This is a genomic window from Aerococcus sanguinicola (assembly GCF_008726925.1).
Classification (GTDB): domain Bacteria; phylum Bacillota; class Bacilli; order Lactobacillales; family Aerococcaceae; genus Aerococcus.
Map to the genome: position 1 here is coordinate 486,221 of NZ_VYWO01000001.1, position 11,835 is coordinate 498,055.

The following is an 11,835-nucleotide window of genomic DNA, read 5'->3' on the forward strand; positions in this document are numbered from 1 at the left end:
GATGATTTTTTCCGAACGCCCCTAATCGCCTGGGCCAAACAAAAAACTAGCAGATCAACCTAGGAGGCTAATCTGCTAGTTGGAGTGAATCGATTAAGCGAGTTCAGCTCGAGCCTGCGCAAGTGCCTGACGAAGAGCGTTAGCAGCTTCATCAACTTCGGCATTGCTGGCTTTCAGGCTGAGGCGAGTTCCTACAGCCTTAGTGATCACTTTGTTTAAATTATTGTAGGCTTTAAAGGAAACCTTACCAAGTAATTCACTATCGCGGATGCTACGAACTTCACGAATCAGGTCACGGAGTTCTAGTTTTCTTTCTTTAGATGCCCGTGCATTCAATGTAGCTTGAGCAATTTCACGTGCTTCATTTAATTGGCCCTTGATTTCTTCCATCACAGCTTGTACATCTACTGTCTTCGCATGAAGGTCTAATTGGAGGCCAACCGCTTTAGTTAATGTCGCATTAAGAGCGGTGTAAACTTCCGTTGGGACATTACCTAAGATAGAGCCATCACGTTCAAAACGGGTATTCCAAATCAGATCTTTCAATTCACGCTTGAGGGCGTTTGGCGCGATTTGTTGGTCAGCTGGAATGCTTTCAAGATAAGCAATGGCTTCACCATAAGCGGCATTTAGAGCTTCAACCGCTTCATCGATTTGATAAACGCGGGTTTCAGAATACAATTGAACCCCAACAGCCCGTGTAATGGCTTTATTTAAATTATGGTAAACCTCAAAGGGTACCTTAGAGAGAATGTATTCATCACGTTTGAAGCGGGTATCCCAAATCGCCTTGTCCAGTTTTTCCTTAACGTAAGTTGTCGCAATATCCTTAGGTGTAATGTTTCGGTAAGCATTACCGAAGACTTCTAAGGCTTCCAATTCATTCAAACGCTTAGTCAAACGTTCGGCTGTAGAGAAAGGATCGACAACTGACATGAAGGCGTGGGTAATTTCTAAGCCGGCCTTAGAGTGGACAATCTGTGGTTTCATCCGCCATTCGGTAGTCGCTGTTTTAATAAGTTCAGCGCCTTTACGTAGGACACGAGCACGTAAACGGTAGGTGTTAGGATTGTAGAAGCTGCCAGGGTGGTAGGTCACAACCATACCATCTGCAATACTGCGGCCGATATCCATAGCCATTTGCCCTAACTTATCCAAAACATAGTTAACTGGCGTCCCATTGAAGGTAACTTCAGAAGGAATTAATTCGGCGATAGCACCCACTACTTCTGTTGAAAGGTAAACATCTTGGCGGACAGCTTCTGCCTTGAGTTCGGCAATACGTTGGATTAATTCACCAATCTTGGTGAAGTTTAAGTTAACGGGTAAGATGGAGTCCATAATCGCTCCAATACCAGCAGCAGGCCGTTCACCTTTTTGTAGGTTTTCTAAGAGGCTCAAGACACTGTCCGTTGTTCCCGTTACTCTGCCTACTAATTTTTCAAAGTCATCGAAAGAAAAAGCTGGTTTATCTTCGCCGGCTGCATAGAAGGAGAAGTCGCTTGCCCGGCTAACACTTGGTTGGCCTGCAACAATATGCTGAACTTCACTTTCATCTGGTCCTAACTCGCCGTAGCGGATAACAAATTTAGAGAGCTCTTCTAGGAGTTCATGGTCTAATTTATTATCAACAAGAACTTCCCCTAGAGTCTTCAAGACGTCTTCGTTAGCTGCGCGGTCTTCATCTTGAACGGATACAGCAATGGCAACAGAGAGAACTTTATTGAAGCCTTCAGGATTCTCCTTGGCGAAGTTTTCTAAGGCAGCAAAATCAATCGCTTCTTTTTGGTCAGCCTTGCTTTCTTCAGATAACAGACTATCTTTTTCAACTTCGACAGATGAGGCGGTCTCTTCTTTTACTTCAGGAAGGCTTTCTTTGTCAGCCGCCTTGTTTTCAGCTTCTTTACTTTCTTTTAAGGAATCTGTCCCTTCTTCGCTGGAAGCTTCTGGACGGGCTTGGTCTTCTAGCTTGTCCTCTTTTTTATTTTCAGCTTGATCTTCAAGGGAAGCAGACGCTTCACTGACTTTTTTTTCGACAGGCGCTTCTTCAGGGTAGATTTCAGCTATTTCTTCTTCCAGTGCTTTAATGTCTTCTTCAGGCAAGGCTGTTTCAGCTTTTGCTTCTGATTCAATAGCTTGTGATTTTTCTGGAAGCTCAGGCTTAACTTGGTCAAGTTCTACACTTGATTCCACTCCTGCTTGATTAGGAGCTGATTGGTCTAGATCAGCCGCTAATACCGCTTCTTGTGAAGCAAAGAGTAAGCCAATCCCAAATGCCAAGGAAGCGGCACCTAAACTAACTTTACGACTTAACATAGTGTGTGAATGAGCTGTAGATTTATTCATCTTCATCTTCCTCCTAAGTTCACGAAAAAAAGCAATAACACCAGCAATTATCCTAAGCGCTTACAAGGATATTCCAAAACAAAAAAGAAACAATTTATGTATCATTTCTTACCTATAGTTTAAGCCCCTAAAATCTATTTGTCACCCTTTTGCTAAAAGTTATTTTAAATATTGTTTAAGAAAGCTTAAATATCAAGCTTTCATCATTTGCATCTGAGACACTATTGTATTTTTTACCCCCTATCAAGTACTCCGAGCGAAACAATAAATGTTTTATTTCAATAAAAAAAGCCGGTGCACACTCTCTGTGCACCAGGCTATTAGGCTAGTCATTCACTTAATGTTCATTCTTCTGATTGATTTTTTGATCGAGTCGTTCTAATTGCTTACGCGCAAAGTCACGTCCTCCTAAACCGAAAGCTAGAGCAAAGGCAACCGAAGCGCCACCCACTACTAGCATAAAACCGATATTAACGATGGAAGCAGCAAATTCTAACTGGTCTAAAGCCATAAAGATGGCTAAGATCACTAAGCCGTATTGCACCAGATTCGCTAGGAACTTAGAGCCTGTCGATTCTTTGAGGAAGTTTGCTAACAGGTTCCCTCCAATTACACCGAGGCAGAGAATAGCTAAGGCTGAAAGCACCAAGGGCAAGTAAGCAATGATGGCTTGACCAATTTGGGTCAGAACATCAAGCTTTAAAACATTTAGGGCTTGGACTAGGAAGAAGATGCCGATAACTGCCTTGACCGCATGGCCCAAGATAGCACTCAACTGAAGAGAATTAGCATCTGCTTTAAGATTGAGATATTTGGTGAAGCTGTCAATATTAGCTGCAGCCAATAAATTTTCGACTAAGTCACCAATTAACTTGGCAAGAAGTGCCCCTACTACCATTAAGACTAAAGCCACCAAGATATTTGGAATCGCCGCCAATAGCGTATTGAGCAAGTTAACGATAGGTCTGGCAATCGATTCGATCCCTAAAACCTCTAAGGCTGCTGTCAATAAAGGAATAAAGAGTAAGACATAAACGAGCATGGAAAGCCCTTTAGCCACTTGTTGGCCCTTGCTTCGAGTCTGTCCTTCTTCTGGATCAGTCTGCAAGAGACCGGCTAATTTGCCGTCAACATTGACCCGCTCTAAGAGCTTTTGTACGATATCGCGGACAAAGCCGCAGAAGTAGAAGGCCAGTACCAAGATAAGGATTGAACCAATAATATTGGGGATGAAGGCAAAGAACTTATCAAACATATTGGTAATAGGTTCCATGACGCCCCCAATATTCAAGCCCTGTAGGATAGCAGGCAGGAAGAAGACAAAGACTAAGAAGTAAGCAGTCTTAGCAATCGTCTTTAGTAGTCCTCTAGCATCTGCTTCATCCTGTGCTACACCCCAACTTATAAAGCGTTGGTCGGCACGGATAGCTTCAAGACCTTTGAAGGTTAGCTTACGGATAATCACCGCAATAATCCAAGCAACAAGCAAGAGTAAGATCGTTCCTAAAATATTAGGAATAGCCGAAAGAATCGGCTCTAAAAAAGCATTAATCGCATCCATTTCTTATTCCTCCTATTCTTTTGATAAATCCAGTATATCAATAATTAAGAAAGTTTTAAATTGAAAGCTGAATTTTTTATGGATATTATTTACCCAATTTATATTGACTACACAAAAATTAGCTCGACGTGTTCTAATACTGACCCGACAGTCATTAATTTGGTCTCTAGAACAAGCTGCTAAATAAACAATCACAAGACGAGAGCTTTTGAAATTGGTTTGGGCTAGTATATGTTTCCAATCGCATCATCATCCTTCTTGACTTCTAAATCTACTAGAGGTTTCGGTCTTATGAAGACAAACGTCTAATTTCAGTTTTTCTGAATTCTTATGCTGCTATTTATTTCATTATTTCTGAAATGATGATATTATGTTAATAAATTGGAGGTGTGAAATGTTTAACTCGAATTTAAAATATTTACGAAATAAATTTGGCCTTCAACAAGAAGAACTGGCAAATCAACTAGGTAGAAAAAGTGGCTCAACCATTAGCGAATGGGAGAAAGGAACTTATACTCCCAAAATAAAAGTATTATCAGAAATTGCTTCAATTTTTAATGTAGATTTAGATGACTTAATGAATAAGGATCTAACTACAAATGATATAGAATCAATTATTGATAAAATAACGGATACTGTTAAAATCCTCTCACCCACTCAACAAAACAAAGTCTACTCATTTGCTCAAGCACAGAAACAGGAACATAATGAAGATATAATCAGAGAAGATTCCAATACCTACCTCTTATCTGACTATCAAGATCTCTTATTCTGCGGTCCTGTATCTGCAGAAACTGGAGAATGGTTAGATAGTGAACACCAGGAAACTATTTCTTTACCAACAAATATTTTGCCAAATACTGAATTTGATTTTGTTGTCCAGGTTGATGGAGATTCAATGGAACCGATGTTTAGAAATGATGAATACATTTTTGTTAGAAAAGCAACAGATATCCGAACTGGTCAAATCGGTATTTTCAGTATTGATAGTGAAGCCTATCTCAGAAAGGCGTACATAGACGATGATCAATTACGCCTAGTATCATTAAATGATAAATATGATGACTTAATTTTTAAAAATTACAATGCCATCCAACTTATAGGCAGTATTGTTTTATAAATATTATCGAAATCTAATTAGGACCAGCTAAATAATCAGAAAGGAATATTAAAAAGTGAATCAAAATAATGATGAAAAGCAAAATCAATCTAAAACAAATAATGACACCATGTTAGGTTGTGCAGCCATCCTAATATTTGTTGTCTTTGTCAGTAGTCCTGAATTAGGCATTGTATTAGCAGTTATTGCACTAATTTATTATGTTGTTAAAAACCTCATGGATAATCGACTTGTACCTAAAGAATATAGAAAAGCTTATGAAAGTGACTTAGAGATTCAAAAGTCAATAGAAGCGAAAAAGAAAGAATTTGAGAAAGAGTGCTCTGATAATAAAAATAAAGCAGAAGAACAACTCCAATCTATTAAGGAACAGATTGAAAAATTGAAAAACGAAAAAAGCTCATTAATTGAGGAAAACAAATTACTTAATGCAGATACCTTTTATGAATTTACCAGTTTTGATTATACGAAAGAGTTTACTTCTAGTGAATTGAAAAATGAGTTTGAAAAGATAAAGCTAAAAGAAAAGGAACTTTCTAAGAGTATAGCTAATCGAAACAAATCTGATAAAAAGCATAACAAACAAATTACACGAGCTTTTAATGCAGAGACTGATCATCAAATTTCTAATGTCACTACTAAAAATATTGATACAGTAAGAAAACGGATTGTTAGGAGTTTTGAACAACTGAATAAACTTTATGAAATTGATTCAGTTAGTCTTCCGAAAGAATTCTTGGATATAAAATTAGAAAAACTTGAACTAACATATCGTTATCAAGTGGCACGAATGACAGAAAAAGAATTACTGAAAGCTAAAAAAGAAGAAATTCGTGAGCAGCAACGTGCTGAGCAAGAATTGCAAGCCCAGAAAAAGAAAATCGAAAAAGACGAAAAACAATTCAATAATGAATTATCTCGCTTATTGAAATATATGAGTCAATCCAGTAATGATGTAGAAACTCAAATCTATGCTGATAAGATTAAGGAACTCCAAGTAAAAATAGATGAATTAACTGCTGAAAAAGAAAAAGTTTCTAACTTGGAAGCAACACCTAAAGCTGGCTTTGTATATATCATTTCAAATATTGGTTCATTCGGTGAAAATATCTTTAAAATTGGTATGACGAGACGGCTAGAACCAATGGATCGGATTAACGAACTCAGCAGTGCTTCAGTCCCCTTCCCTTTTGATGTCCATGCCTTAATCTTCAGTGAAGATGCACCAGCACTTGAAAATTCACTGCATCAACATTTTAGAGACAATGAAGTGAATAAAGTGAACCATAGAAAGGAATTCTTCAAAACGGATATTGAATCCATTAAAGAACTCGTACATAAAGAATACGATCAAACTGCTACTTTTATTGAATCTCCTGAGGCTGAGCAATATTACGAGACTTTAAATATAGAAAAACATTCTTAATACGATGTAAACCTCCATATCATTTTCAAAGAAGATGACGATATCAAATTAATCGGTAAAGTAGTGTTTTAAGGAAATTAAATAGTATAACAAAGTCCGCAAACATTAAAGGAGGAGTAATTAGTGATAAAATGGAACATTCAATATATCTGCAATTAATAAACTGTGTAAAAATTTTAACTAAAAACGTAATTAATTTTCCTGATTATGGTAGTCAATCCAAATTTAATTTGTATAATCAGCTTTCAAAAGAAGAAAAATATTCATTAATAGTCAATAGAAAAGGACACTTGAGAGAAGACTATTTAACATACATTATGAATTCTGAAGAACATAAAATAATGGTTCGGCTTGACTATGCTGGCCCACCCCATGATAATAGAAATCCAGATGGAAGCATTACAACTATTGACACACCACATGTTCATATTTTTTCGGAGAAATATGATAATGGTAGAATAGCAATTCCACTTAGTGACATTTCAGACAAACAAATTATTAATGAATTGAGAGATAGTCTTATTGCTTTTTTGTTATATAATAATGTTGACTTAAGTAATATAGAAATTGCTTTAATATAGCAAAAAAGGAGGTGCTATTATGAAAAAAGATACAACATTACTCATTGATAATTATATCGAATGGTACAAGTCTAAAATTCAAATTAATGAACTAAAAAAGGCTGATGAAATTATTACTCCTTATACGAATCACCTAAATGATAGAATCCCTATTTTTATTATTTGGCATAACGATAAAACCTTGGAGCTAACAGACGATGGAATGACTCTTGATGAATTAGATATGATGGGACTAAATTATAGCACCGAAACTAGGCAACAGATTTTGACAAATATCGTTAAAAAGTATTCCTTAAATCTTCAAGACAATATTCTTACTACCAAAAAAATTGAAATAAAAGATTTTCCACAAAAAAAGCATGATATGCTACAAGCAATCTTAAGTATATACGACTTATTAAACTTAAATGAATCAAACACACGAAGTATGTTTAAAGAAGATGTTTATAGCTTCTTTTTTGAACATGAATTTGGAGGGAATATTGAGCCTAATTTTACCGGAAGTTCGAGCATACATTATCAAATGGATTATAGCTTAGGTGCTACTAAATCACGGCCAAATATAATGTTCCAATTTATTAGAAAGCCGGTTTTTGATAATATAGTTTCCCAAAAATTTATATATGAAGACTTAAAAAATGAAAGTCAATTCCGGCAACACGGCTTAAAGTTTGTATTAATTTCAGAAGTAGATAAAATTTCAGAAAGAAATCAAACAGCAGCTAATGAAGCCGATGTAGAAATTATTCCATTCTCTCATCAAAATGAACTATTAGCTTTAAAATAAAAAAAGCCCTACTCCCCTAGCTTTGGTCGGCACTATGGAGTAGAGCTACACTCAAAAAACACACCATAAGTGTGTGGTTTTTGCATGCCCAATTATATCAAAATTTAGAAGCTAAAGAAAGGACTGATCACCATGCCCGTGTATAAGGACAAGAAGAGAGAGACCTGGTTTGTCAAATGTCAGTATGAAGATGTTAATGGGGAAAGAAAAACAAAGTGGAAGCGTGGCTTTACCCTCAAGAAAGAAGCGAAAGAATGGGAACGCAACTTCTTAGACAAAATGGCGACCTCTCCGGATATGACTTTCAATGGTCTATGGTCACACTACCAGGAAGATATCAAGCCTACTGTCAAAGCAACAACATGGGAAAATAAAGAGAATATCATCACTTCTAAGATTCTTCCTTTCTTTGGCAATTTACCCCTTCGAGAAATAAAGGCTAAGCATGTGGTTAAGTGGCAAAATGAAATGAGACTTAAGGGCTATACTCCAACCTATTTAAAGACCCTAAACAATCAGTTGTCGGCTATGCTGAACTATGCCGTCAGATACTATGACCTTCCCCAGAATCCAGCAAGGCAAGCAGGCAGCATGGGCAGCAAAAAAGCCCCCAAGAAGCCCATATGGACCCTTGAGGACTATTACGAAGCCATGTCTTGCTATGATATTCGATATCATAATCAAGTGGATTCTAAGATGTATCAAGCCATTATAACACTAATCTTCTTCACTGGAATTCGTTTAGGTGAAATGCTAGCTCTGAGTAAAAATGATTTTGATTACGAGGAAAAGACGGTAAGCATCACTAAGAACTATCAAGTCATAGATAGAGAGCCCGTCATACAGACTCCTAAAACAGAAGCTTCTATACGCACCATTAGTGCCCCTCAAATCGTTTTTGATCGCCTAGATGACTATATAGACACCCTATATGCTTACAAGCCTAGGGAACGACTATTCACTTCTTGTGGTAAAGAAGCTTTAAATCGACAGCTTCGGACAACGGCTGATTGGTGCAATATCACACCAATCACTTCCCATTGTTTACGTCATAGCCATGCAACATTACTCATCCAGCACGGGACATCAGCAAAAGTCGTCCAGCACCGCCTGGGACACGAAAGTATTAAGACAACGCTCGATACTTACGCCCATCTTTGGGACGGTGCGGACAACTCAGTCGCTAACCTGCTAGAAACACTTTTAAAATAATTTGTTGCAAACTTGTTGCACGGCATTTTATAACACCCTTCAAACTATTGATTTAACAGTCTTTCTAACTTTCATTAGTGTTATTCCCATTCAATAGTCGATGGTGGCTTACTGGTAATATCGTAAACCACGCGGTTAATTCCCGACACTTCGTTGACAATCCGGCGGCTGATGGTATCTAAAAGCTCATGGGGTAAGCGTGCCCATTCAGCGGTCATGCCGTCGACGGATGTGATGGCTCGGATACCAATTGTATATTCATAGGTTCTTTGGTCACCCATAACGCCCACTGACTTGAAGCCAGGAAGAACCGTAAAGTATTGCCAAACATCACGTTCCAAGCCGTTCTTGGCAATTTCTTCGCGTAAAATAGCATCTGATTCGCGGACAATGTGTAGCTTCTCTTCTGTCACTTCACCAATCACCCGAATAGCTAGGCCGGGTCCTGGGAAGGGTTGGCGCCATACAATTGGATCAGGCATCCCTAAAGCTGTTCCTAGGGCGCGCACTTCATCCTTGAAGAGGGTATTGAGCGGCTCGATCAATTCGAAGCTCATATCTTCTGGTAAGCCCCCTACATTGTGGTGGGATTTGATGGTTTGGGCAGTTTCTGTCCCAGACTCAATAACATCTGTGTAGAGCGTGCCTTGGGCAAGGAAGTCTACGCCGTTGAGCTTAATGGCTTCATCATTGAAGACTTCAATAAATTCGTTACCAATAATTTTACGCTTGCTTTCTGGATCAGAGACACCGGCTAATTTATCGAGGAAGCGATCAGCAGCATCTGCCTTAATAATATTTAAGCCAAATTTGCCGCCTAGCGTTTCCATAACTTGGTCAGCCTCGCCCTTACGCAAGAGACCATGGTCAACAAAGATGCAGACAAGCTGGTCCCCGATAGCACGTTGTAAGAGCACACCTACTACAGATGAATCCACGCCTCCCGACAGACCTAAGAGTACTTTGCGGTCGCCGACAAGTTCTTGGATTTCAGCCGTTTTAATTTGGATAAAGTCTTCCATGGACCAATCGCCAGAAGCCCCACAAATATTGAAGACAAAGTTGCGTAACATTTGGTTACCGTGTACAGAAGCGCGAACTTCCGGATGGAATTGGAAGCCATAGATTTGCTCCGCTTCATTCTCAAAAGCTGCGGCTGGGCTATGGGGAGCAACCCCAGTAATTTCAAAGCCTTCAGGAATCTCAGCAATCCGGTCCCCATGGCTCATTAAAACATGCTCTTCTTCTTCCAAGCCGGCAAAGATTTTAGAATCTGTTTTCTTAATGGTCATTTCTTGCTGGCCATATTCCCGTTTATCAGAAGCTTCTACCCGACCACCTAATTTTTGGGTAATCAGTTGCATCCCATAGCAGATTCCCAGTACAGGAATCCCTAAGTCGAAGATGGCAGGATCAACATCGAAGGCACCATCAGCATAAACTGAATTAGGGCCACCCGATAAGATAATCCCTTTGACATTGCCTTCAGCCTGGATCTCTTCGGCTGTCAAGCGGTGGGATAGGAGTTCTGAATAGACCCCAAATTCACGGATACGGCGGGTAATCAATTGATTGTACTGACTGCCGTAGTCAAGCACAATGATTTTTTCTACAGCTTGCATGCTTTCATTTACTGCCACTTTTCCACTCTCCTTTATTTCCTGGACAGCTCTATTGATAAGCGTCCCATTATATTGTAGTGTATACGTTTAGCCACGAAGATGCAATAAATCTTTTTTAATATTTTGATGAAATCAATTGAGATTTGCCATTCCTCTTCGTGTTTTGCTTATAAATATTGTACAATAGATAAGAATGGAAATGGAAGTGAGAGATTTGAAAAGAGGAATAGGTAAAGCCCACGGTAAAATTATTTTAAGTGGGGAACACAGTGTCGTCTACGGCTATCGCGCCCTGGCCCTGCCAATCGAAGCGGTAACGATTCAAGTCAGCCTAGAGCAATCCGCCGGGCCCAGCTTTTTAATGAGTGAACTCTACCAGGGTCCCCTTGAAGCCGCCCCTAGTAAACTCGATAATCTCCGCCAACTTTGGCAGAGCTTACGACAAGACCATGCCGATTCGAGTGATTTTAGGATAGAAATTGAAAGCAACATTCCGGCTGAACGTGGTATGGGAAGTTCAGCTGCGGTTGCGGTAGCCTTCATTCGTGCCTATTATGATTTTTACGATAAGGCCTTGGACCAAGAGACCCTCTTAGCCTATGCAGACTTGGCAGAGACGATTAGCCATGGCAATCCCAGTGGTCTGGATGCCCGCCTAACGGTCTTGAACCGTCCCCTCTCCTACAAAAAGGGGCAAAGTATGGAAGTCTTTCACTTTCATACCCCCTATTATCTGATGGTTGCGGATACTGGCATTCCAGGCAATACCAAGGAGGCTGTTACAGGCATCCGCCAAGCCCTCGATAGCCCCTACCGAGCCCGCCAGCTGGCAGCTCAAAGCGCTCTGGCTGGCCTAGGCCAAGCCACAGAAGACCTCTACCAGCATTTAATGAAAAACGGTCAAACTGACCTGAGCGCCCTAGCCCAAGCGATGCAGGCCTCTCAAGCCAAGCTCCAAGCCCTCCAGGTATCAAGCCCCGAATTGGACATGGGCATCCATTTTTGCCTCAGCCACGGCGCTCCTGCTGGCAAGATGACGGGTGGCGGCAAGGGTGGCTGCTTCATCACTCTGGTTAAAGATAAAGCGCAGGCAGAAAGCTTAGGCCAGGCCCTAAAAAGCGAAGAAATGATTGTTGACTATTGGCTCGTCCCCCTGGCAAGCCAGTAAACCAGTGAAGGA

The 11,835-nt window shown here is 39.7% G+C and carries 9 protein-coding genes; 6 read left to right on the forward strand and 3 right to left on the reverse strand.

Annotated elements, in window-relative coordinates; all coding sequences use genetic code 11:
* Positions 1 to 93: 93 nt before the first annotated feature.
* Together F6I03_RS02415 and F6I03_RS02420 are read right to left on the reverse strand one after the other, a co-directional pair.
* A complete protein-coding gene (locus tag F6I03_RS02415; RefSeq protein WP_070431806.1) occupies positions 94 to 2,346 on the reverse strand; it encodes a CAMP factor family pore-forming toxin in 2,253 nt (750 codons plus the stop codon).
* A 337-nt stretch (positions 2,347 to 2,683) separates the two neighbouring features.
* Positions 2,684 to 3,907: a mechanosensitive ion channel gene (locus F6I03_RS02420; RefSeq protein ID WP_150983048.1), complete on the reverse strand. Its 1,224-nt coding sequence runs from the start codon at positions 3,905 to 3,907 to the stop codon at positions 2,684 to 2,686.
* A 394-nt stretch (positions 3,908 to 4,301) separates the two neighbouring features.
* On the opposite strand from F6I03_RS02420, the gene F6I03_RS02425 reads away from it, so the two are divergent.
* From F6I03_RS02425 to F6I03_RS02445, 5 genes are all read left to right on the forward strand, one after another.
* Complete coding sequence (locus F6I03_RS02425) at positions 4,302 to 5,027, forward strand: XRE family transcriptional regulator (protein ID WP_070431807.1); 726 nt, start codon at positions 4,302 to 4,304, stop codon at positions 5,025 to 5,027.
* Between the two features lie 55 nt (positions 5,028 to 5,082).
* On the forward strand, positions 5,083 to 6,453 hold the full coding sequence (locus tag F6I03_RS02430) for a DUF4041 domain-containing protein (protein WP_224788481.1): 1,371 nt from the start codon (positions 5,083 to 5,085) through the stop codon (positions 6,451 to 6,453).
* A gap of 131 nt (positions 6,454 to 6,584) precedes the next feature.
* Positions 6,585 to 7,034, forward strand: a complete 450-nt coding sequence (locus tag F6I03_RS02435) for a DUF6978 family protein (protein WP_083290649.1) — start codon at positions 6,585 to 6,587, stop codon at positions 7,032 to 7,034.
* Between the two features lie 19 nt (positions 7,035 to 7,053).
* Positions 7,054 to 7,821 carry a DUF1828 domain-containing protein gene (locus F6I03_RS02440; protein WP_070431808.1) on the forward strand — a complete coding sequence of 256 codons (768 nt, stop codon included), beginning with the start codon at positions 7,054 to 7,056 and terminating at the stop codon, positions 7,819 to 7,821.
* A 132-nt stretch (positions 7,822 to 7,953) separates the two neighbouring features.
* The gene (locus tag F6I03_RS02445) at positions 7,954 to 9,033 is read left to right on the forward strand and encodes a site-specific integrase (RefSeq protein ID WP_070431809.1); all 1,080 of its coding nucleotides are present in this window, start codon (positions 7,954 to 7,956) and stop codon (positions 9,031 to 9,033) included.
* Between the two features lie 80 nt (positions 9,034 to 9,113).
* Here F6I03_RS02445 and guaA read toward each other — a convergent pair whose 3' ends face one another.
* Complete coding sequence (gene guaA / locus F6I03_RS02450) at positions 9,114 to 10,655, reverse strand: glutamine-hydrolyzing GMP synthase (RefSeq protein ID WP_070431825.1); 1,542 nt, start codon at positions 10,653 to 10,655, stop codon at positions 9,114 to 9,116.
* Positions 10,656 to 10,869: 214 nt separating this feature from the next.
* Between guaA and mvk the strand changes: the two genes are divergently transcribed.
* Positions 10,870 to 11,823 (forward strand): mevalonate kinase, encoded by a 954-nt coding sequence (gene mvk / locus F6I03_RS02455; RefSeq protein WP_168160489.1) that lies wholly within the window; start codon positions 10,870 to 10,872, stop codon positions 11,821 to 11,823.
* Positions 11,824 to 11,835 lie beyond the last annotated feature (12 nt).

Coding starts and splice junctions, on each gene's coding strand:
- F6I03_RS02445 (WP_070431809.1), top strand. CDS start 7,954: ATGCCCGTGTATAAGGACAAGAAGAGAGAGACCTGGTTTGTCAAATGT.
- F6I03_RS02420 (WP_150983048.1), bottom strand. CDS start 3,907: ATGGATGCGATTAATGCTTTTTTAGAGCCGATTCTTTCGGCTATTCCT.
- guaA (WP_070431825.1), bottom strand. CDS start 10,655: ATGCAAGCTGTAGAAAAAATCATTGTGCTTGACTACGGCAGTCAGTAC.
- F6I03_RS02435 (WP_083290649.1), top strand. CDS start 6,585: ATGGAACATTCAATATATCTGCAATTAATAAACTGTGTAAAAATTTTA.
- F6I03_RS02440 (WP_070431808.1), top strand. CDS start 7,054: ATGAAAAAAGATACAACATTACTCATTGATAATTATATCGAATGGTAC.
- F6I03_RS02415 (WP_070431806.1), bottom strand. CDS start 2,346: ATGAATAAATCTACAGCTCATTCACACACTATGTTAAGTCGTAAAGTT.
- F6I03_RS02425 (WP_070431807.1), top strand. CDS start 4,302: ATGTTTAACTCGAATTTAAAATATTTACGAAATAAATTTGGCCTTCAA.